At 61.3% G+C, this 20,791-nt stretch carries 19 protein-coding genes; 10 read left to right on the top strand and 9 right to left on the bottom strand.

Going from position 1 to position 20,791, the window contains the following annotated elements:
* Positions 1-134 precede the first annotated feature (134 nt).
* Both EQV97_RS21690 and EQV97_RS21685 read left to right on the top strand, forming a co-directional pair.
* On the top strand, positions 135-1,148 hold the full coding sequence (locus EQV97_RS21690; RefSeq protein ID WP_201148882.1) for an AraC family transcriptional regulator: 1,014 nt from the start codon (positions 135-137) through the stop codon (positions 1,146-1,148).
* A 2-nt stretch (positions 1,149-1,150) separates the two neighbouring features.
* A complete protein-coding gene (locus tag EQV97_RS21685) occupies positions 1,151-2,158 on the top strand; it encodes an AraC family transcriptional regulator (RefSeq protein WP_122838405.1) in 1,008 nt (335 codons plus the stop codon).
* Here EQV97_RS21685 and EQV97_RS21680 read toward each other — a convergent pair.
* From EQV97_RS21680 to EQV97_RS21650, 7 genes are read right to left on the bottom strand one after another with little or no spacing between them, the layout of a single operon-like run.
* Entirely contained in the window at positions 2,137-2,280 is a 144-nt protein-coding gene (locus tag EQV97_RS21680; protein ID WP_240889863.1) for a hypothetical protein, read from the bottom strand. The genes EQV97_RS21685 and EQV97_RS21680 overlap by 22 nt on opposite strands.
* A 41-nt stretch (positions 2,281-2,321) precedes the next feature.
* A complete protein-coding gene (locus EQV97_RS21675; RefSeq protein WP_240889860.1) occupies positions 2,322-3,545 on the bottom strand; it encodes a dienelactone hydrolase family protein in 1,224 nt (407 codons plus the stop codon).
* Between the two features lie 41 nt (positions 3,546-3,586).
* Positions 3,587-4,399: an SDR family oxidoreductase gene (locus tag EQV97_RS21670; RefSeq protein WP_240889833.1), complete on the bottom strand. Its 813-nt coding sequence runs from the start codon at positions 4,397-4,399 to the stop codon at positions 3,587-3,589.
* Positions 4,396-4,989, bottom strand: coding sequence for an isochorismatase family cysteine hydrolase (locus tag EQV97_RS21665; protein ID WP_122838408.1), 594 nt, complete (start codon positions 4,987-4,989; stop codon positions 4,396-4,398). Before EQV97_RS21665 ends, EQV97_RS21670 begins: the two co-directional genes overlap by 4 nt.
* Positions 4,989-5,522 carry an aromatic-ring-hydroxylating dioxygenase subunit beta gene (locus EQV97_RS21660; protein ID WP_122838409.1) on the bottom strand — a complete coding sequence of 178 codons (534 nt, stop codon included), beginning with the start codon at positions 5,520-5,522 and terminating at the stop codon, positions 4,989-4,991. Before EQV97_RS21660 ends, EQV97_RS21665 begins: the two co-directional genes overlap by 1 nt.
* On the bottom strand, positions 5,512-6,843 hold the full coding sequence (locus EQV97_RS21655) for an aromatic ring-hydroxylating dioxygenase subunit alpha (RefSeq protein WP_122838410.1): 1,332 nt from the start codon (positions 6,841-6,843) through the stop codon (positions 5,512-5,514). Before EQV97_RS21655 ends, EQV97_RS21660 begins: the two co-directional genes overlap by 11 nt.
* A gap of 52 nt (positions 6,844-6,895) precedes the next feature.
* Positions 6,896-7,840, bottom strand: a complete 945-nt coding sequence (locus EQV97_RS21650; protein WP_240889830.1) for a PDR/VanB family oxidoreductase — start codon at positions 7,838-7,840, stop codon at positions 6,896-6,898.
* Positions 7,841-8,229: 389 nt separating this feature from the next.
* Between EQV97_RS21650 and EQV97_RS21645 the strand changes: the two genes are divergently transcribed.
* The gene (locus EQV97_RS21645; RefSeq protein WP_240889826.1) at positions 8,230-8,427 is read left to right on the top strand and encodes a hypothetical protein; all 198 of its coding nucleotides are present in this window, start codon (positions 8,230-8,232) and stop codon (positions 8,425-8,427) included.
* Between the two features lie 626 nt (positions 8,428-9,053).
* On the opposite strand, the gene EQV97_RS28895 is transcribed toward EQV97_RS21645, so the two are convergent.
* The gene (locus EQV97_RS28895) at positions 9,054-9,188 is read right to left on the bottom strand and encodes a hypothetical protein (protein ID WP_274610205.1); all 135 of its coding nucleotides are present in this window, start codon (positions 9,186-9,188) and stop codon (positions 9,054-9,056) included.
* Between the two features lie 241 nt (positions 9,189-9,429).
* On the opposite strand from EQV97_RS28895, the gene EQV97_RS21640 reads away from it, so the two are divergent.
* The 4 genes from EQV97_RS21640 to EQV97_RS21625 all read left to right on the top strand — a co-directional run bounded on the left by EQV97_RS21640 (position 9,430) and on the right by EQV97_RS21625 (position 14,426).
* Complete coding sequence (locus tag EQV97_RS21640; RefSeq protein ID WP_240889823.1) at positions 9,430-10,233, top strand: aldolase/citrate lyase family protein; 804 nt, start codon at positions 9,430-9,432, stop codon at positions 10,231-10,233.
* 130 nt (positions 10,234-10,363) lie between these two features.
* Positions 10,364-11,122, top strand: a complete 759-nt coding sequence (locus tag EQV97_RS21635) for a sulfite exporter TauE/SafE family protein (protein WP_240889820.1) — start codon at positions 10,364-10,366, stop codon at positions 11,120-11,122.
* A gap of 66 nt (positions 11,123-11,188) precedes the next feature.
* The gene (locus EQV97_RS21630) at positions 11,189-12,928 is read left to right on the top strand and encodes a 6-deoxy-6-sulfo-D-gluconate dehydratase (RefSeq protein ID WP_122838414.1); all 1,740 of its coding nucleotides are present in this window, start codon (positions 11,189-11,191) and stop codon (positions 12,926-12,928) included.
* A 37-nt stretch (positions 12,929-12,965) separates the two neighbouring features.
* Complete coding sequence (locus EQV97_RS21625; protein WP_240889817.1) at positions 12,966-14,426, top strand: 3-sulfolactaldehyde dehydrogenase; 1,461 nt, start codon at positions 12,966-12,968, stop codon at positions 14,424-14,426.
* Between the two features lie 44 nt (positions 14,427-14,470).
* On the opposite strand, the gene EQV97_RS21620 is transcribed toward EQV97_RS21625, so the two are convergent.
* Positions 14,471-15,535: a LacI family DNA-binding transcriptional regulator gene (locus EQV97_RS21620; protein ID WP_240889815.1), complete on the bottom strand. Its 1,065-nt coding sequence runs from the start codon at positions 15,533-15,535 to the stop codon at positions 14,471-14,473.
* A gap of 229 nt (positions 15,536-15,764) precedes the next feature.
* On the opposite strand from EQV97_RS21620, the gene EQV97_RS21615 reads away from it, so the two are divergent.
* The 3 genes from EQV97_RS21615 to EQV97_RS21605 all read left to right on the top strand — a co-directional run bounded on the left by EQV97_RS21615 (position 15,765) and on the right by EQV97_RS21605 (position 20,786).
* On the top strand, positions 15,765-17,522 hold the full coding sequence (locus tag EQV97_RS21615; protein WP_045060488.1) for a solute:sodium symporter family transporter: 1,758 nt from the start codon (positions 15,765-15,767) through the stop codon (positions 17,520-17,522).
* On the top strand, positions 17,522-19,567 hold the full coding sequence (locus tag EQV97_RS21610; RefSeq protein ID WP_240889813.1) for an alpha-glucosidase: 2,046 nt from the start codon (positions 17,522-17,524) through the stop codon (positions 19,565-19,567). The genes EQV97_RS21615 and EQV97_RS21610 overlap by 1 nt, the downstream gene beginning before the upstream one ends.
* Before the next feature lie 142 nt (positions 19,568-19,709).
* Positions 19,710-20,786, top strand: a complete 1,077-nt coding sequence (locus EQV97_RS21605; protein ID WP_122838418.1) for a porin — start codon at positions 19,710-19,712, stop codon at positions 20,784-20,786.
* Positions 20,787-20,791 lie beyond the last annotated feature (5 nt).

The following is a 20,791-nucleotide window of genomic DNA, read 5'->3' as shown; positions in this document are numbered from 1 at the left end:
TCCGATTATTCGGCGAATGTTATCCGCATATTTCGGGCCGGCCACGCAGGCGGTCTGGCGGCATGAAGATTGCTCCTTCCCGCAGAGGCGTGCCGCTAGAGCGCGTTCAAAAAAACAGCCGTGGGTGCCCCGTGATGAGTACAAGTCCTGATGTACATGTTCGTGACATTCGTATCGAGCGCTATGACCTCAATGGCGCGCGGCAGTGGATGGCCGGAATCTGCGGGCCACACCTGCTCAAGACCAGCCATCCCAACCGCATTCAGTTTCATCACAGCGGCAATGTGCTCAAGTCGATGTCGACCACCCTGGGCGTGATCGAGTACGGCACCGACGTGACGGTGGGCATCGAAGACGCCGAGCACCTCAACAGCTACAGCCTCAGCCTGCCCCTGGTGGGCGAACAGCATCTACTCAAGAACGGCTGTGAGATGACCTCCGATCGCGACTGCGCAATCATCGTTTCGCCCCACGAAAACCAGGAGTTGGCGATCAACGGCGATTGCCGCAAGATTCAGGTGGTGATCACCCGCGCGGCCATGCGCAAATCCCTTGAGGACATGTTGCAGCGGCCTCTGGAAACCCCTTTGCGTTTCGAGCCGGTGATGGACGCCGTCAACGGCTCCTCCGCGTCATGGTGGCGCATGGCGCGCTACTTTATCGGCGAACTGGAGCGCAGTCGCGAGCTGTACGACCAGACATTTTTCACCCGCGACATCGAAAGTTCGCTGATCAAGGGCCTGATCCTCGCCCAACCGAACAACTACTCCGAAGAATTGCGCGATGTGCTGGGTGTGAAGCTGCCGCACTACTTGATTCGGGCCAAGCAGTACATCCACGAGAACGCCCGCGAAGCGCTGCACCTGGAGGACATCGAGGCGATTTCCGGGGTGTCGAGGTTCAAGCTGTTCGAAGGGTTCAGGAAGTACTTCGGCATGTCACCCATGGCGTATCTGAAGAAGCACCGGCTGGGCGCCGTGCGCCAGGAAATCCTCGAGGATAATTCGTCGCGCAACATCTCGGTCATCGCCATGGGTTGGGGGTTTACCCACCTCGGGCGGTTCTCCACCGAGTACCGCAAGCTGTTCGATGAGACGCCGAGCACCACCTTGCAACGTAACGAAGCTCGCCGTAGCCGGTCGCTGTGAGCATGGCTGCGCTTTCAAGTCCTGGCGCCGGGCTCGATCTGTCGAAGTTGTGTCGCACGCCGGTGTTTACCAGTCGCTCGCGCCACGAAAGTCATCGGCTGCTCGCTCGTGAGCTGGTCGAACACGACTTGAGCTGGCGCACCGGGAATGTCGACACGGCTTTTTTTCGCGCTGAAGTAGGGCGTTGCCAATTGTTTGTCCTGCGTTATGGCGCCGAGGTTGAGGTGCGACCACGGCCCTTTACCGATTTTGTATTGATGCAGATGCCGTTGCGCGGGCGCGCCAGTATTGAGTGCGACGGGTTGGCGCTGGACCTGGAGGCCGGCCAGGTGGCAGTCCTCTCGCCCAATCACCAGGCGCGTCTGGTCTGGCACACCGGCTGTGAGCAGCTGCTGCTCAAGGTGCCGCGTTCGTTGCTGCGATTGATGCAGGAGCGGCTGGTGGACGAAGGCGGGCTGGCGCCTGATTTTGTCTTGCCTGCAGCTTATCGACTCGACACTGGCCAGGCTCGCGGGTGGTTGCGCCTGGTCGATGACCTGCTGGAACAGTTAGGGGCAAGCGAGGGCGCGCCGGTGCATGCGCACTGGTTGCGCCACCTGGAAGAAAGCCTGCCGCTGTTCCTGCTGACCCACCCACCGCAAGTGGACGCCTTGCAGCCGGCGGTGATCGAGTCGCCGGCGCAGCGTCAGGCACTGCGCCAGCTGCACAAGATCGAAGGCTTGATGCGCAGTCATCTAGGTGAAGCGCTGTCTCTGGGCGAACTGGCGGCGGCAGCGGGCATGAGCGTGCGCAGCCTCAATACCCTGTGCCAGCGCTGTTATGGACAGACGCCGATGGAGCGGCTGCGTAATTTACGCCTTGAATCGGTGCGCGAGCGTCTGCTGGGTGGTCGCGATCTGAGCATTACGGCTGTTGCCCTGGAGCATGGTTTTGCACATCTGGGGCGCTTTGCCCGGTATTACAGGGAGCGCTTTGGTGAGCTGCCGCATCAGACTGGCTGCGGCAAATAATCAGCCGCAGCGAACACAAATCTCGTGACCTTTTCGCCGATCTCTGCAGGAGCGAGCTTGCTCGCGATGGATTTGAAGCCGCCGCGTTTATCCAGGATGAACGCGTTATCGTTGTCGTCCATCGTCGAAACGTCGCCCGGCAGGCTTTGCTCCTACAGGGAGCTCAACCTGCCCATTTGCCCATCAGCGTATTGGACGGCAACTGCTCATCCAGCAATTTCCTCGCCGTCTCAACCCCCGCCACCGGCAAACCTGCTGGGTCAAGCAGCCCGATCTGCACCAGTACACTGGCCTGGTCCCAGTAAATATGCTCGTGACACAGCTTGTCGCCGCGGAACTTGATGACCCCCAGCATGGGAATCTCAACGTATTTACCTGTCGGCGCGACATTGGGGAGCATCCAGTCGATTTCACTGGTGTGGGTAAAACACATCACAAACTCGTCGACAATCTGCGAAGCGCCTACCGTGCGCGAGATCGGTATCAGCTTCATATCTGGCGGGTTGGCATGCACAAAATGGTTTTGGTAGAACCGGCTCAGTTCGCGATAACCCACGCCACCGGTCATGGTCGGAATGTGATTGACGTAGGGCTCGGCCACCATGGTTGCCATGGTCGCCGGAACATCGCGGACCGCAAATTCGAACTCGATGTGTTTGTCCCATAGCTGCGACAAATTGTAATTCGGACCGATGGCTTGCTTGAGTGCGGCGATGCTGCGTTGATGGGCCATCAGCGCCGCTGGCTTGTTGTAGTGCATGCCACCGTTGCGGGCGAAGGCATGGTCGACGTCGGGGTAGGTGTAGATCTCGACGTTGTTGTGGCCGCCCAGGCGCTGGCTGATCAGCGTGCGGGCATCGGCGTCGCAGTAGCTGTCCTGTTCGGCGAAGTGCAGCACCAGGCGACCTTTGATGTTGTCGGCTTCGTCGAGCATCTGCTCAATGCCCATGCCGTAGTAACCCACGCAGCAAGCGGCAGCGGTGCGCGTCGCGGTCAGATACGCCAGTTTGCCGCCCATGCAGAACCCTACGTAGCCCAAACCGCCGGCCTCGACTTCGGGCATGGCGCGCAAGGCGTTGAAGGTGGCGTCGATGTCGGCCACGGCCTTGTCTACATCCAGACCCTGGAACAGCTCGATCGCCCGGGCGAAATCGGCTTCGGTGTAGCCCAGTTCAACGCCCGGTTCCAGGCGCCAGAACAGGTCCGGGACCAAGGCGACGTAACCTTCCTCGGCGTAAAAATCGGCGACTTCGCGCATGTTGGCGTTGATACCGAAAATCTCCTGGCCGATCACTACCCCAGGGCCTTTGCCACTGGAAGGTAGTGCCAGGTAAGCGGCGAAACTGCCGCTGCCGTCGCCGGCGTTCACACTGATCATCTTGCCCATTTTGTTGCCTCGCTCATCATCAGGTTTTTTATGGATGCTGTTCAGGCGGGATCACGCAAGCGCTCAAACCACGCGCGCGGCGAGAGACCCTGGTCAGGACCGAGAATGGAGAAGCCGCCATCGACCGGAATGTCTGCGCCGGTAATCCACGACGCTCCCTGGCTGCACAAAAACGCCACCACCTGGCCGATCTCCTCGCCGCGCCCCACGCGGCCCAGCGGGTGAAAGTGGGCGCCGACCCGGTCGGCCACCGCGAGGTCGCCACCACTCATGTTTGCCACCGAGGGCGACCAGGTCCATGCCGGGGAGACGCTGATCACCCGAATCGATGCCGGTGCCAGACTCACGGCCAGGTTGCGGGTCAGTTGCAGCAGCCCGGCCTTGGACGCCGGGTACAGCGCTCGCCCGGCCACGCCGAACTTGCCGCCGGTGCTGCCGATGTTGATGACGGTGCCACCTTCCGCCATGTGCGGCGCGGCTTTCTGCACAAAGATCGCTGCGGACACCAGGTTGATGTTGAGGGTGTGCAGCCATTGCGCCCGATCAGACAACAAGCCCTGGTCGTCGTAGACGCAGGCGTTGTTGACGAGCATGTCGAGGCGTCCGAAAGCGGCCAGGGTCTGGTCGAGACAGGCATCGATGTCCTCATCCAGCTCGACATTGCACGCGACGAAACGACAGCGCGCACCCAGTTCGCTGGCGAGTGCCGCGCCCACTTCGTGGTTGCGCCCAACCAGCATGACGCTGGCGCCGGCCTGCAAAAGTTGCCGGGCAATGTCGGTGCCCAGGCCCTGTGTACTGCCGGTGACAATCGCCACCTGACCTTGCAGGTTGGCGGCAGGAGCGGTTTTCATGGCATTGACTCCAGGGTGCTTGCGACGTCGGTGACGGTGGCGATCAGGCGCATGCTGTCCAGTGCTGCCAGATGGGTAGCGGGGTGCGCGGCGGCGCAGGCGTCGGATAAAACCGTGACCTCGAAACCACAATCGACCGCGTGCCGCACCGTGCTCTCGACCACCGAGTGGGTGGCGACGCCCGCGATCAGCAACTGCCGCGCGTCGAGTTGGCGCAGCAGCGTATCCAGCGGCGTGCCATAAAACGCGTTGATGCGGGTATGGGTGACGATAAATTCGTCCGGGCCTGGCAGTGGTTGCAAGGCGTCATGGAACTGCGCGCCCCAGCTGCCGTCCTGCACGGCACCACTGGCCGCCACCGCGCGCAGGATCGGCGCGTTCTGCACCAGGTCGGCATAGTCGGGGCGATACGCCACGCGTACGTGGATGATCGGCCAGCCGCGTGCACGAGCGCCTTGCTGCAGCCTGATGGCGGCATCCAGCAGCGCATCGCGTGCCGGATCGTGCGCCGCAAGCCCCACGCGGATAAGTCCGTCGGGGTGCAGGACGTCGTTCTGGTAGTGCAGGGCAATGACGGTTGGGCGCGCCATCAGACAAACACCTCCAGGTTGGCGAACACGTCGTTGCAGTTGATCAGGTCAACGCGCTTGAGCTGGATCTTCCAGTCGCCGTTGTCCTGGCTCGCCAGTTTGTAGGTATAGCGTCCTGCCAACTGGCGCTGGTCGAGGCGCCACTCGCTGACCTGGAACGTCGCGCCCACCACCAGCAGGCCCTGACTGTCGAGCCCATCGATCATCACGTTGCCCACCAGGTGCGCGGTGCGGGTCGGCGGCTGCTGCGACCAGTTACGCACGTTCTCCACACGGCGGATGCGTACCTCGCGGAGCATGCGGTTTTCCCAGAACAGCGAAATGTGCTCGAAGGGATCGACCTGCCCGTTTTTTTGCGGCACCCAATACATGCCCGAATCGGTAAACAACTGGTCCCATTCCCAGAAACGGCGCTCATCCAGCAGGCGTGCTTCGCGGTACAGAAATTGCTCGATGTCGCGCAGGGTTTCGCTGGGTACCTGCGCCGGAATCAGGCTGTGAGTCGAGACATCGAAAGTGCGATCAAGCAGCATGGGTGCTCTCCTTGGCAATCAGGGTGGCGGTCATGTAGTGCTTCCAGGCCGCAAATTGGTTGCGCATGGGCAATTCGCTGGTGCCATTGGTCGAGACCGCGCCGTCGGGCAGTAACCGATCGGTGCCGACATAGCGATGCATGCTGATCCACTCTCCGCCGCGGGTCATGTTGCCTTCCTGGCAGCGCGCATAGACCTCCACGTCGTCGGGCATGACGTTGGAGGAGGGCGAGTTGATGACATTGGCGTAGGTCAATGCCCGGTCAAATACCGCGTCCGGTGCGCCTTTGCAGCGGAACGTCTGGATCTCCACCAGCGTGCGATCGACGGCCATCGGCCGGATCACCCGAAACTGCATGAACACCGTGTGGGGCGAGCCGCTGCCGTAGATCACGGTGTTGTGCCGGTTCATCCCCAGAATGCCCCGGGCGCGCTCCTCACCGTAAGCCGCGCTCAGGCACTCGAAGTGGGCCTTGGACACCTCGTCGCGCTCGGCTGCGGCCGGATCGAAGATCGCTTCCATGTAGCCGTGGCCATTGTGATAGGCGCGCAGCTCAAGTTTTTCCCAGAAATCGTAAGGTTCGCCGTTGCCGTCCATGATCAGCAGTTCGAAAGGCATTTCGCCCAGGGTTTCGGCTTCGCTGCGGGCCGCATCCACGGAAGATTCATGGGTGACGCGAGCGTGCATGGTGTCGTGCAGATTTTCGTAGAACACCTTCCAGTTGGAACGCTGCATGACCCGAAAAATACCGCCGGCCACTTCGACTTCACCCACTGGGGAGCGGTCGCACAGGTTGTCGATGGAGGTAATCACGCCACCGAGGAAACCTTTCAAGTCCGGGCCATGATCGATCTGGCTGGCAAAAACGAAACCGCGATAACTGTCGACCCGCGCCAGGCTGACCATGGAAAAATCCGCGTGCTGCGGATTGAAACAGGTACCTTCGAAGGCATTTTTCAGCGGTGCCGACAGGTGTTGCCCGTCGAGTTTGAAGGTCCAGGCGTGGTAAGGGCAGCGGAAGAACTTGCCTACGTTACCGTCGCCCTCGGCGACCAGTTTGGCGCCTTTGTGCGGGCAGCGGTTGTACAGCACGTTGACGGTTTTGTCGGCGCCGCGTACCAGGATCACGTCCTGATCGCCCACCCGGGTGGTGTGATAGTCGCCGACGTTTTTCACCTGGCTCTCATGGCCAACGTAGATCCACGCCTGGCCGTAAATGCGCTGCATCTCCAGGTCAAACAGCTGAGGGTCGGTGTAGACGCTCTTGTGCACGCTGTCGTCGCGTACCAGGGCCGCGATTTGTTCATTGGAGGGAATCATGGTGTCTCCTTTCTAGCCGTCATGAAGGGGTGGGCGCCTTGGCGCAACGCTCTTACAAATCGAGAACCAATCGAGCGCTGGACGCTCGCGATACACAGGTACAGAAGCTGCCCCCGGCCCGTTCGCGCTCTGACAGGCAGATGTCGCGATGGTCGGCGACGCCGTCGATAACCTGGGCCACGCACACTCCGCAGTCACCGCGACGGCAATCGAACATCGGGTCCAGGTCGGCGGCGATCATGGCCTCCAGCACGCTTTGTCCTGCGGGGACTTGCAGCGTCACACCACTGCTGCGCAGCTCCACTTCAAAAGCGCCTGGGCTCTGGGTGTCGAGGCTGCCGATGAACAATTCGCTGTGCAGTTGACGCTCGTCCCAACCCAGCTCGCGAGCCGTTTGCAGCACGGCGGTGATCAGCGACTTGGGACCACAGACGTACAGGTGGCGCCCAGGGGCGTGGGATTTCAGGAGGTGGGGCAGGGGCAGGCGTCGGGCCGGGTCACCGCCGCTGATCCAGCAATGGGCGGCCTCGAGTGCCTGGACTTCCTGCAGGTACGCCATGCGGCAGGCGTCCCGGCCGGCATAGTGCAAGATGAAAGGCTGTTGACTGGCAGCGAGTGCGCGGGCCATGCCGAGCATCGGCGTGATGCCGATGCCACCCGCGATCAGCAGGTAATCACTGGCGTCGGTGGCCAACGGAAAATGATTGTTTGGCGCCCGTACTTGCAACTGCTGCCCGACCTGCACCCCGTGCATCCAGCGCGAGCCGCCGCTGCTTTGGTCTTCCAGCTGCACAGCGATTTCGTAGTGCGGGTTACCCGGCAAGCTGACCAGCGAATAAGCGCGCCACATGGCCTTGCTGCCCGGTATCTGCACTTCGATATGCGCGCCGGGGGTGAATTCGGGCAGAGGTTGGTTGGCATCGGCGACCAGGATCAGGCGCCGGATATGGGGCGTGAGCGGGTCGATCCGTTCGATACGCAAAGGCAGGCTGGACATGCACGATTCCTGAACGGGGCGAGGGTGGGTCGCCGTTGAAGTCGTACTTACTGTAGGGATGCAGGTGGGGGCAAAAAAGCCGATAACGGCAAGTTGATAGCCGCATTTTGCGAGGTTGCGGGAGCAGGCTTGTATCACCTGTGGGAGCAGGCTTGGAACACCTCTGGAAGTACGATTGAAATACCTGTGGGAGCAAAGCTTGCTCGCGATGGTGGCTTCAGGTGTACATATTCATTTCTAAGGTCACGGCTTCTATCGGTTCCGCTCTTACAGCGGGTTACTTCGAAAAGGCTGCGCGCCCCGTTCGTCCACAACCGGGCACTTGCAACGATGTGCTCTCTCTCATGTACAAGCGCGGAATTCCCGCGCATTGCGAACGGAGAGCCAACATGGAAATTGACGAGAATGCCCCAGGCAATATTTCCCAGAAGGGCGTGTCGGGCGGCACTGACAACGAGACAGGCCATGATCCTAAAAGAAGTGGAACCGAGGTCCCCCTTCCAACTGACGATGAGGCGCCTGTCGACGAAGAAATGACCGACGTGGATGCCGCCAATTCGGTATCCACCGATCACCCAAGCCCGTGATGGATAGTCCGCCCAAAACGTACGACCCAGTGTCGTAATGCTGTTGGAGCGTCGAGCTTGCTCGCGAAAAACGTCAACGATCACGCCTGGAGCCCGGATAACCGCGGTATTTAGAGTCTTTCGCAAGCAAGCTCACTCCTGCAAAAAGCGTTTGATGAACGCATTTCACACTCTTTTGCGCCGCGCAAAACACTGCTGGGGCATCTGATATCTAAAGACGAGTGTCCGAGCTACTTGATGACCGGCACTTCAGCCCTTATGGTCTAGACCAACTCCCGCACAGGCCGGGACGGCTAGGGATGGTTTGACCATGTGGATAGGAACCAACAAACGTCGACTCCAGATACAATGGGGGATATCCATCTCCATACTTTCAATCGCGCTGCTATTCCTGTTCTGCGCGATATATCAGTACGTTGCATGTCAAGGCTCCGGCTACGCGTTATTCAAGGGTGGCGTAGCCACAGCCCTTGGATGCGTCATGACTTATTTCTCCAAGCGATGGTGAGATCAGATCTCTAATTGATAATTGATCAGTCACTCTGCCGATCTCTTTTACTGCAGCAGTGAAAAAGCACCGGGCGGATGCCTCACACCAAGGCTTGCGATATCCCTGGTAGAACGCTTTATTCAACAGTACACGTCCACAAATGATTCATCCGGTAAGGCGCCCGGGTAAACCTCACATCCGATACCAGAACGATCCCGCGCTGCTGCAGCGCGGCGGTCAGTTGTACGAGTGTCTCTGCTTCGATAGTCATCGCTGGCTCCTGGTCAGAAATTACTGCGTTACGTAATTCTTGACCGAACGGCCAACCAGACAATTCCATTTTTTTTGTCCCTCAATCCACTCCCTAAACACTCAATCAACAACCATAAGTAAAAATCGTAGCGCTGCGATTATTTCTGGAATATGCTTTCAGTCCTAATTTGCAGCGCTGCGATTTTGCTTTCAAGCACCGCGAGTAGCGCCGCAACCCCATCTGAAACCGGAGGCACGCCATGTCCGACGTACACTCAACCCAGACCTTTGCCGGCCGCCTGAACGGCCCCAGCGCTCCCATTGGCACCTGGCTGATGTCCGGGTCTGCAAGCACCGCCGAAGCCCTGGGTTACGCCGGTTTTGACTGGCTATTGGTCGACATGGAACACGTGCCCATCGAATTTCGCGATCTGTGGCAAATCCTCCAGGCCATTCACTGCGGGGGCGCCCAGCCGATCGTGCGGGTTGCCGCCAATGACCCGGTGTTGCTCAAGCGAGCACTCGACCTGGGTTCGTTCAACGTCATGGTGCCGTTCGTGGAGAACGCCGAGCAGGCGCAGGCGGCCGTCAACGCGGTGAAGTATCCACCGTTGGGCACCCGCGGTTTTGCCGCTGTGCACCGTGCCAGCCGCTATGGCACCTGGGCCAACTACGGCAAGGAAGCCAACGACGCAGTGACTTGCATCCTGCAGATCGAAACGCCAACCGCGCTGGCGAACCTTGAAGAAATTGCCGCGATTGCCGGGGTCGATGCGCTGTTCCTTGGTCCGGGCGATCTGTCCGCAGCGTGCGGTCACATCGGTAATCCGGGGCATCCAGAGGTTCAGGCGATGATCAGCGATGCGATCGTGCGCGCCAGGCGCGTCGGCATGCCGATGGGGATAGTCGGCGGCACGCCTGAACTGGTTCAAAGTTATCTGGAGCAGGGGTATGCCTTCGCCGCAGTGGCGTCCGACCTGGCGATGATGATGAAGAAGGCCAACGAGTTCCTCACGGTCCTGAAGGCTCATCAGGCGCCCGTTGCGGTCACCACGCCGTATTGATTGACCTCAAGCCGGGCGACTTCAGGAACCGGTGAAAATCACCCGCAGTCTGGCCCTCAGGAGTACTCATGGCAGTTGCAAATTCCCCGACCTGTCGGGCCCCTGGCCTGTTCGAGACAGCCTGTAAATGATGAGCGTCTGGTCACATGTGGGGTTTGTGCTCTGTGTGGCACTGGCCACGTTTGCGCAGAACACCACGGGTTTTGCCTTCGGCCTGTTGCTGTTGGGGCTCACCGGATTGTTGCAGCTGGCGCCGGTGGAAACCGTCGCCAATGTCAGCTCGATCCTGACGTTGATCAACGCCTTTGTTTTGCTGCGCCGTCGCCCGGCCCTGGCGCCGAAGCTGCTGGCGCTAATCCTCGGGTGCAGCCTGCTCGGCGTGTTTGCAGGGGTTGAATTGCTGGGCCTGTTGGGGGCGCATGAGCGGGATTTGCTGCAGTTGGTGCTGGGGTTGACCATCGTGCTGTGCAGCTTCCTGCTGGTGGTTCGGTCGCGCCACCTCGAGCGTCTTTCCGGATGGCTCAGTTTCAGCGGGTTCGCCGGGTTGTCCGGGGTCATGGGCGGGTTGTTCTCCAGCGCCGGTCCGCCCCTGGTCTATCAGCTGTATCGCCAGCCACTGGCGGCGCAGGTGGTGCGCGACACCCTGATCGTGGTGTTTGCGCTGAACGCCTTGTTGCGATTGGGCCTGCAGTCTTACGCCGGGCGTCTTGACGTGAGTGCGGGTTACCTGGCTCTGGAAGCGGCGCCCGTGGTGTTCGCCCTGACCTGGTACATGCGTCGCCGGCCACCCGCGATCAAGGCACGAACGTTGCGCATCGGCGTCTTCGTCCTGTTGCTGCTGGCAGGGGTGAGCCTGGTCATGCGGCCGTTGCTGTCCATCCACTTTTAAACAATCACCGACACCGTCGAGACCCATCTGGGAGACGGCCTTTTAGAGTCAAGCGGAAGCCATTTCATGTCAGATAAACACAAAAAACTGGAAGAGCTACGCAGCCAGCGCTGGTTCGCTCCGGACACCATCCGCGCCTTTGCCCATCGCCAGCGCATGCAGCAGATCGGGTTGCGACGCGAGGAATTCATGGGCAAGCCGGTGGTCGCCATCCTCAACACCTGGAGCGAGTTGTCACCCTGTCATTCGCACCTGCGCGAACGTGCCGAAGCGGTCAAGCGCGGTGTTTGGGCAGCAGGCGGATTTCCGGTGGAGCTGCCGGTGCAGTCGGTGGGCGAGGTGATGGTCAAGCCGACCACCATGTTGTATCGCAACCTGTTGGCCATGGAAACCGAAGAGCTGCTGCGCTCCCTGCCCATCGATGGTGCGGTGCTGCTCGGCGGCTGTGACAAGTCCACGCCCGGCTTGTTGATGGGGGCCCTGAGCATGGACCTGCCGATTCTCTATTGCCCTGCCGGGCCAATGTCAAATGGCCAATGGCGTGGGGTGAAGACCGGCGCGGGGACCCATACGAAGAAGTTCTGGGACGAGCGCCGCCTGGGGCTGATCGATACGGTGGCCTGGGAAGAACTGGAAGGCGCCATGACCCGCTCGATCGGCACCTGCAACACCGTGGGCACCGCGTCGACCATGACCAGCATCGCCGATGCCATCGGCTTCACCCTGCCGGGTGCATCGAGCATACCGGCAGCTGATGCGGGGCATCCGCGCATGGCTTCGCAGTGTGGCGAGACCATTGTCGATTTGATCTGGCGCGACCGCCGGCCATCCACCTGGCTGACCCCTGCGCACTTCGCCAATGGCGTGGCGGTTTACATGGCCATGGGTGGCTCGACCAATGCGGCCATTCACCTGATTGCCATCGCCCGTCGTGCCGGCATCGACCTGACGCTGGAGCAACTGGCCGAGACGGCGGCCAAAATCCCCGTGCTGCTGAATTTGTTCCCGTCCGGCAATGCACTGATGGAGGACTACCACTTCGCCGGCGGCCTGCGGGCACTGATGCGCGAGATCACGCCGTTCCTGGCGCTCGATTGCGCCGGGGCCACCGGGCAAACGTGGGACGCGTTGCTGGCCGATGCCAAGTGCTACGACAACGATATTATCCGCAGCCTCGATAACCCTGTGGTGGGCCTCGACCAGGGCGCTACGCTGGCACTGCTGCGCGGCAACCTGTGCCCCGATGGCGCGGTGATGAAGTCTTCTGCCGCCAGCCCTGCATTGCGCAAGCATTCCGGGCCGGCGCTGGTGTTCGACGACCACGAAACCCTGAGCCGAATGATCGACGACCCGGCGCTGCAAATCACCGCGGACACCGTGCTGGTGCTGCGCAATGCCGGGCCTGTCGGCGCGCCAGGCATGCCCGAGTGGGGCAATCTGCCAATCCCGAAAAAGCTGCTGGAAGCCGGGGTGCGCGACATGCTGCGCATTTCCGACTCACGCATGAGCGGCACCCACTACGGCAGCTGTGTGCTGCACGTCGCGCCGGAAGCGGCGGTGGGTGGGCCGCTGTGCCTGGTGCGCAGCGGCGACATCATCGACCTGGATATCGACGCCGGCACCCTGAACATGCGCGTCAGCGATGAAGAGCTGGCTCGCCGACGCGCTGCGCACGTGCCGGTTCATCGCCAATACGGCCGTTCTTTCGCGGCGCTGTATCAGCAGCACGTGACCCAGGCCAACGAAGGCTGCGACTTCGATTTCCTGCAAGCCGGGGAAGTCGTGCCCGAGCCACCGATTCATTGATCCGGTTTTTTCCGATCTGCACAGGAGTTCGAACCTCATGCTCAACCTCAAGGATTCTTCGCTCTTCAAACAGTTGGCTTATATCGACGGGCAATGGGTCGGTGCCGACAGCGGTGTGACTTTCGATGTCACCAACCCGGCCACCGGCGAGTTGATCGCCAGGGTGCCGCAAATGGGTGAGGCCGAAGCCGAGCGGGCCGTGATTGCCGCACACAAGGCATTCAAGCAGTGGAAGCGCAAGACCGCCAAGGAGCGCTCCGAGTTGCTGCAGGCCTGGTACAGCCTGATGCAGGACAACCTCGATGACCTCGCGCTGATCCTCACTGCCGAGCAGGGTAAGCCATTGGCCGAAGCCCGCGGCGAACTGGCCAACGGCACCTCGTTCGTGCAGTGGTTCGCCGAGGAAGCCAAGCGGGTCTACGGCGACACCGTCCCGCAGCCGTCGGCGGACAAGCGCATTCTGGTCACCAAGGAACCTATCGGCGTGACGGCGGCCATCACGCCGTGGAATTTCCCCCACGCGATGATCACCCGCAAGGTCGCGCCGGCGCTGGCCGCCGGTTGTGCCATGGTTCTGCGTCCGGCCAGCCAGACGCCGTTGTCGGCCCTGGCGCTCGCGGCACTGGCGGAGCGTGCGGGTATCCCGGCCGGGGTATTCAGCGTCGTGACCGGTAGCGCGACTCGGATTGGCGGCGTGCTGACGCGGCATCCACTGGTGCGCAAATTCAGCTTTACCGGTTCGACTCCGGTGGGTCGGCTGTTGATCGGGCAATGCGCCGACACGGTGAAGAAAGTCTCCATGGAGTTGGGCGGCAATGCGCCGTTCATTGTTTTCGATGATGCCGATCTGGACGAGGCCGTCGAGGGCGCAATGCTGTCCAAGTTCCGTAATGCCGGGCAGACCTGCGTGTGCGCCAACCGAATCTACGTGCAGGACAGCGTCTACGATCAATTCGCCGAAAAGCTCGCCGCTGCCGCGCAAAAACTGGTATTGGGCAATGGCCTGGAGCAGGGCGTCACCCAAGGACCGATGATCGACGAGGCGGCCGTGCGCAAGGTCGAAGAGCACATCGGCGATGCCTTGGAAAAAGGCGCCCGGTTGGTCACCGGCGGGCAGCGTGCGGCGTTGGGTGGCAGCTTCTTCGAACCCACCGTACTGACCGGTGTGACCGCTGCCATGAAGGTCGCCCAGGAAGAGACATTTGGCCCGTTGGCGCCGTTGTTCCGCTTCAGCACCGAAGAAGAGGTCATCGAGCGGGCCAACGACACCGAGTTTGGCTTGGCCAGCTACTTCTACACCCGCGACATCGGGCGGGTGATGCGCGTCAGTGAAGAGCTGGAGTACGGCATGGTCGGCGTCAATACGGCGGCCATCGCCAATGAGATGGCGCCTTTCGGTGGGGTCAAGCAGTCAGGCCTGGGCCGCGAAGGATCACGCTACGGCATCGAGGACTACCTGGAAATCAAGTACGTGTGCCTGGGTGGCGTCAATCGCTGACAGCGCAGGCTGCAAGCGATGCGGGCGGCTGTGTGCCGCCTGCATCAATCTGGCACTGCGCAGGTGCTCTCGCGCACGATCAGCTCGAACCCCAGGTCCACGGTTTCCGGCTCGGCGGGCAGGGTGCCGGTTTCGATCCACTGCAGCAGGCGAGTGGCGACCGTCCGACCGATCTCCATCGGGTACGGGCGCACGGTGGTCAGGCGCGGCGCGCTGAGCTTACTCAGGGGCAGGTCGCCGAAACCGGCAATCGCAAGCTGGCCGGGCACATCGATGCCGCGACGACGGGCTTCGAACAGCGCGCCGATCGCCAGCACATCGTTGGAGCAGCACAAGCCCTGAGGCTGATCTGCAGTCTTGGCCAACTGGTCGAACACCTGGGTCAACACCACCTCGGAAGTACTCTCTTCCAGGGCGATAATCGTCGCCGTGCAACCCTTTTTTTCCAGCCAGGCACGGAAGCCCTCGGCACGTTTTTGCGCGCGATGGTCAAGGTGCATGCGTGAGCCGACATAGGTGAAGCGGCGCACACCGCATTGGTACAGGTGCTCGGCGAGCGCCGCGCCGACATCTTCGTGGAAGAACCCGACCTGCAGATGAAACGGCTCGTCACCCAGTTCCCACATTTGCGCCACCGGGATGCCGGTGGCTTCGAGCAGCGAACGAGCGGCTTGATGCTGGTTACCGGTGAGCACCAGTGCCGCAGGGGACCAGGATAAATGGGCCCGCAGCAGTTCCAGTTCACGGTCGGGGTCGTAGTTGCTGTTGCTGATCAGCAGCTGATAGCCCCGCGCTTCGAACACGTCCTGCATGGCTTGCAGGGTCTCCGAGAAAAACGCGTTGATCATCGAAGGCACGATGACCGCTACAGTGCGGCTGTGGGACGCGGCCAGGGCGCCCGCCAGGCGATTGATGGTGTAGCCGGTCTCGGCGATGGCTTCGCGGATGCGCTCGGCACGCTTGCTGGAGACAGCGTCAGGATCGCGCAGGAACAGTGAAACGGTGCTGGGCGAGACGTTAGCCCGCTCGGCGACTTCGTCCATGGTCACGCGATTGCCTTTGCGACGGCCCGGATTGCCGTTGGCGATGGTTGCCGGTAAGTCGCTCATCTGTTTCCTCGGGTGCAAAAGTCCAAGAGAATGAAAGCAGGGCGCTTTCAAGTCAATCACGAGCATGCCAGCTCGGCAAAATTCGAATGCGAACAAAAATGCGCGTAAAACGAAGGAAAAATCGTAGCGCTACGATTTTCCTTGGTTTATGCTCGGCGCGTACCATTTAGCAGCGCTGCGATTTTATCCGAGCGTCTACCCAACCCGTGTTGGAGAACAACTATAAAAAATGAATACGTCCCTGTTCACCTTCCTTAGCATGCTGTTCTTTACCGGCCTGGTGGCCGCCATTTCCTGGTCCTTCACGCGCAAGGCCAAGGATGTCGGTGCCCACGGCTACTTCATGGCCAGCGGTGGGCTCAACGGTTGGTTTATCGCCGGCTCGATGATGCTCACCAACCTGTCCATCGACCAGTTGATCGGCCTCAACGGTGACTCCTATGCCCACAACCTGAGCTCGATGGCGTGGGAGGCCACTGCGGCCGTCTCGACCATCGCCCTGGCGTTGTTCTTTTTGCCGCGCTACATGCGTGGAGGTTTTTCGACGCTGCCGGAGTTCATTGAAAAGCGCTACGACGTCACCACCCGTCGCGTGGTCAGCGCGCTGATGGTTGCCACCTACACGCTGGTCTTGAACCCGGCGTCGCTGTACCTGGGGGCAATCACCTTCAACCAGATTTTCGACCTGCAAGGCATTCTCGGCTGGTCCTACCCGGCCACCATCTCGCTGCTGATCGTCAGCACCGGGGTGATTGGCGCGGCGTACGCGGTACTGGGCGGCCTGCGCGCGGTAGCGGTGTCGGACACCATCAACGGCATCGGCCTGCTGGTCGTGGTCATCCTGATCCCGATCATTGGCCTGTGGACCCTCGGCCAGGGCGATGTACTGTCCGGCGCGCAGACGATCATGCAGGACTCGCCCGAGAAGCTGAATGCCATCGGCGGCCCGCAGGACAAGGTGCCGTTTGGCGCGATTTTCACCGGGATGATTGTTGCCAACCTGTTTTACTGGTGCACCAACCAGGCGATCGTGCAGAAGAGCATGGCGGCGAAAAACCTCGCTGAAGGGCAGAAGGGCGTGCTGTTGTCCGGCTGCCTGAAACTGCTCGTGCCGCTGGCCATGCTGATGCCGGGTGTCATCGCCTGGCACCTGTTCCGCGATCAGCCGCTGTCGAACTCCGACATGGCTTATCCGGCGCTGGTGTCGGTGTTGATGCCCTGGTGGATGAAGGGGTTCTTCGTGGCCGTGATCTTCGGCACTGTGATGAGTCACTTCAACGCGATCATCAACGGCACGGCGACCTTGCTCACCTACGATTTCTACAAGCCGCTGCGGCCCCTGGCCGATGATCAGGCGCTGGTGCGCTTCGGCAAGCGCGTGAGCATCCTCGCCGCCCTGGTGTCGCTGGTCGTGGCGCCGATGCTGATGTATGCGCCGGAAGGCATCTACGCGGTGCTGCGCCGCTTCACCGGGTTTTTCAACATGCCGATCATCGCCATCATGCTGTTCGGGTTCTTCAATGCCCGTGGCGGTGCGTTCCCGGCCAAGCTGGTGCTGGGCCTGCACGCCTTGTGCTACGCGGTATTCGTGCTGGGCCTGAAAATCGACGTGCGCCTGGGCATCAGTTTTATCCATGTGATGGGGATCATGTTCGCCATCGAGATGCTGATCCTGATCGCCTTGCGCAACCGCTACGCCCGGGCCGAACCTTACGTGGTGCAGACCTCAAGCCGGATCATGGACCTGACGCCATGGCGCCATGCGGGCAGCTTCAGCATCGTGCTGCTGGCCGCACTGGTCTCGATCTACCTGACTTTTTCTCCGCTGGGAGTGGCCAGTGCGGCCGGGCCGAGCAGTTGGTTCGTGCCGTTGTTGGCGACGGTGTGGGTCGCGGCGCTGGCGGCCATCAGCGTGGTTCGCCGTCGCTGGCGCCAGCGCGAACCTGATGCCAAATCCTCCCTGCCAACCTGCGAGGTGCAATCCTGATGACGTCTTCAACTTCACTCGCCACTGCCGCTTTCGTCCAGACCGAGGGTGATATCCGCCTGGTGGTCGATGGCCGCGTGTTGTTCTGTCACAGCGAGCGCAACCCGGCGATCTTCGTCGGCCAGGGCGAGGCGGACATCAGCATGCAGCGCGGCAACTTCTCCATCCGTGACTATGTCCAGGAACGGCTGGCCTTGCGTCACGCCTGGTTAGACCAGGCCGCAGCGCGCCTGGATTTGCGCGCCTGGGTCGACGGCCCGGTGCTGCTCAGCCTGAGCCTGCAAGTGCAGGACAACGTGTTGCGCCTGGTGCCACTGAACATTGATGCGGGCATCAACCGCCTGTGGTTGCGGGTACCGGCAGCAGCGGATGAGCATGTCTGGGGTTGCGGCGAGCAGATGTCGTATTTCGACCTGCGCGGGCGCAATTTTCCGCTCTGGACCTCGGAGCCCGGAGTCGGCCGGGACAAGTCGACCTGGCTCACCCTGCAAGCGGACAACGAAGCCAATGCCGGCGGCGACTACTACCACACCAACTATCCGCAGCCGACCTACATTTCCTCCCAGCGCTACTGCCTGCATGCGGTGACCACGGCCTACGCCGATTTTGATTTCCGCCATCAACAATTTCATGAACTGCAGTTCTGGGCGGTGCCCGAGGCGTTCGAATTCCTCCTGGCCGATGACTTCGTGCAACTGGTCAGCCAGGTATCGAGCCATTTCGGTCGCCAGCCGCGCCTGCCGGCATGGGTGATGAAAGGGGCGATTCTGGGCTTGAAGAACGGCCGCGAACACGCCCAGGCGCGTCTCGACGATGCGCTCGACCAGGGCGTCGCGGTGAGCGCTTTGTGGTGCGAGGACTGGGAAGGCCTGCGCATCACCTCCTTTGGCAAACGCCTGTTCTGGGACTGGCAGTGGAACAGCACGCGCTACCCCGATCACGCCGCCTGGGTGGCCAGCCTTGAAGCACAGGACATCCGGTTCATGGGCTACGTGAACCCGTACCTGTGCAACGACGGTCCGTTGTTTCAGGAAGCGCAGGAAGCCGGTTACCTGGCCACGCGAGTCGAAGGCGGCACCTATCTGGTGGACTTCGGCGAGTTCCTGTGTGGCGTGGTCGACTTCACCTTGCCGGCAGCGGCGCAGTGGTTTGAAGAGCGAATCCTGCGGCGCGAGATGCTCGACAAGGGCTTGTCCGGCTGGATGGCCGACTTCGGCGAGTACCTGCCCATCGACCTGAAACTGGCCGGCGATGCCGACCCGATGCTCGAGCACAACGCCTGGCCAGTGCGCTGGGCCGAGGTCAACGCACGGGCCATTGCCAACGCGGGCAAGACCGGCGATGCACTGTTCTTCATGCGGGCCGGCTACAGCGGCGTGCAACGTCATTGCCCATTGCTGTGGGCGGGGGACCAGTCAGTAGACTTCAGCCGCCATGACGGATTGCAGACGGTCATCTGTGGTGCGCTGTCCTCGGGTTTGCTCGGCAATGCCTATCACCACAGTGATATCGGCGGCTACACCAGCCTCTACGACAATTGCCGCACCGGCGAACTGTTCCAGCGCTGGGCCGAGATGGCGGCGTTCACTCCGGTGATGCGTACCCATGAAGGCAATCGCCCGGACCAGAACCTGCAGTTCTGGCAGGACGCCGACACTTACGCGCACTTCGCCCGCATGACCCGACTGTATGTCGGCCTGCGTCCGTACCTGCAAAGCCTGGTGGATGAAGCCGAGGCCAGCGGGTTGCCGCTGCAGCGTCCGCTGTTCCTGCACTACGAGCAGGATCCCGAGACCTATTCGATCCAGGATCAATACCTGTACGGCAAAGACCTGCTTGTGGCGCCCGTGCACGCCGAAGGTCAGCGCGAGTGGGCGGCCTATCTGCCTCGTGGCGATCAATGGCAGCACCTGTGGAGTGGCGAGCGATATGCCGGCGGCCAGCGCGTGACGGTTGCAGCGCCGCTGGGTCAGCCTCCGGTGTTCATCCGCGTCGGCAGTCGCTGGCAGGCGACCTTCGAAACCCTGGCGGGCTTCGCTCTGTGAGTTGAATCCTTTCCCGGTACACGGCGCCCTGTGCGCCTCCTTCTCGGGAGGCGTCGGGCCTCCCTGCGCCTTGAGATCGCCAATACCTGTACCCGAGTAAGCGAACTTGAATAATAAAAATTACGTTTTTGCTGCTTTTGCCATGACCTGCACCCTCCTGGGAAACCCTGCCGATGCGGCCTCACCATTGGTCTTCAAGGCTGGAAACCTGAGCATCAACCCTTACGGGATTCTTGATCTGTCGCTGCAGGGCGGCAAGTTCACCGACGATCACCCGGGTCATACCATGGTCTCGGACGGCAACCTGCAGGCGTCGCGAATTGGCCTGAAGATCGACTACGCACTGGGGAACAGCGGCTATGGCGTGCGGGCGTTCGGTGAGCGCGGCCTGGTGCTGCGCAACATCTGGCGCACCGGCTACAACGAGGGCAGGATCTCCACCAACCGTGGTTATGGTGCAGGGGTGACCGGGCCATTCGGTTCGGTCGACATGGGCAGCCTGTACATGCCGATCTACTGGGTGTTCCTTGATTCGGACGTGGCGATGTATGGCCTGTCCAACATGGCCTCGATCATGAGCCTGGAACACACCACGACCCTGGGCAAAAGTGGCACCGGTGGCTTCTATGACACCACCGTGCGCTACCGCACTCCGGAGGTCCATGGGTTCTCCAGCGAACTGGGGTATTCCTACGGTAATTCCAGTATTGAAAACGGTCCGGATCAGAACCGCACCAGCGGCTTCAACCTGCGCTATCGCGATGGTGATACAAGGCTGGGCTACGGCTTCAACCAGCACGATTCGGCTCCCTCGCTCACGACCGGTGAGTTGTATCGGCAAAACACCCACGTGCTCTCCGGCACCGTGCGGCTCGGTGGAGTGCTGTGGGGCGCGAACTACGTCTACTCCGAACGCGATACCGACGTACGCTGGTTCGCCTCTGCGCAGATGGTCAACGCACGCATCACTTTCGGCCCCGGTGACATCACGCTTGGCGTCTCGCACCGTATCGAAGCCGAGGGCGCGCGAGCCTGGGCCACTCACGCGGGCTACCTGTATTCGCTTAATACCAATACCCAGCTCTACACCTACGTGTCTCACATCGAGAATAATGCCGACTCCGGACAGGGGTTTGCGCTGTTGAGTGAAAGCTACCCAAGCGTACCCAAGGGGTACGACCCGTGGGCCATGACAGCAGGTATCCGTTGGGGATTCTGAGCATT

Source organism: Pseudomonas sp. TMW22090, assembly GCF_022496665.1.
In the GTDB taxonomy this organism is placed as follows: domain Bacteria; phylum Pseudomonadota; class Gammaproteobacteria; order Pseudomonadales; family Pseudomonadaceae; genus Aquipseudomonas; species Aquipseudomonas gregormendelii.
This window is presented reverse-complemented; position numbering and strand designations above follow the sequence as displayed.